This window comes from Priestia sp. P5_B4 (genome assembly GCF_056400385.1).
On the sequence record NZ_JBFULJ010001144.1, the window covers coordinates 1 to 1,010 of the forward strand.

Annotated in this window: 1 protein-coding gene; it reads left to right on the forward strand. The window is 40.1% G+C overall.

What is annotated here, in order from left to right:
- The coding region (gene pepD, locus AC1DRF_RS29480; RefSeq protein ID WP_477742504.1) for a beta-Ala-His dipeptidase at positions 1 to 1,010 on the forward strand (1,010 nt) is incomplete at both ends.

Sequence of the window (1,010 nt, forward strand, 5' to 3'; positions counted from 1 at the left end):
ACTAGATGCTCATGATATAGCTCACCCGTCTCTTGAAGTAGTCATTACTACTGAAGAAGAAACAACTATGGGCGGAGCCATTGCTGTAAATCCAGCTCATTTTGAAGGAAAAATCTTTATTAACCTTGATACAGAAGAGGACGGAAAGCTGCTTGTCAGCAGCGCAGGCGGGGTAAAAAACGTGCTTCGTATTCCCGTAGACTGGGAATCGCCTTCCGATAACTCAGAAACATATAGCTTAAGCATTGGTGGACTGCGCGGCGGACATTCTGGAATGGAAATTGATAAAGAAAGAGGAAATGCTAATAAACTGCTAGGAAGAGTTTTATATGATTTACAACATGAACTTCCCTATTCTTTAAGCAGCATTAGTGGAGGATTAAAATCAAATGCGATTCCCCGTGAATCAGAAGCAATTCTATCAGTTGAGCCTTCTAAGGTAGGAAAGTTAGAGAATAAGATTCGTGAGTGGAACGAAATAGTAAAAAATGAATTACAAGCGGCTGATCCGAGCGTATATGTAAAAATAAACAAATCTTCTTCCGATGAGAAATGTTTTACAAAAGAAACGACAGAACGAATTGTACAAGCTATTATGCTAACACCAAACGGCGTTCAAAGCATGAGTATGAATATCGAAGGATTAGTAGAATCTTCTACCAACTTAGGTGTGATTACGACGACAGAGTCTGAGGTTGTTTTTCAAAATGAAATCCGCAGCTCAGTAAAAAGCTTAAAAGAAAAAATAGTAAGTCAAGTGCACATACTTGCTCAAGTAGTCGGAGGAAGAGTTGAAACAAAAGGCAATTACCCTGAATGGGCGTACAATGCAGATTCAAAAGTTCGTGAATTATGTAAAACGGTTTACAAAGAAAAGTATGGGGAAGAGGCGGAGATCATCGCCATCCACGCTGGAATTGAATGCGGTATTTTCCAGGAAAAAATCTCTGGATTAGACGCCATTTCGCTCGGTCCCGATATGTACGACGTTCATACACCTGATGAACACC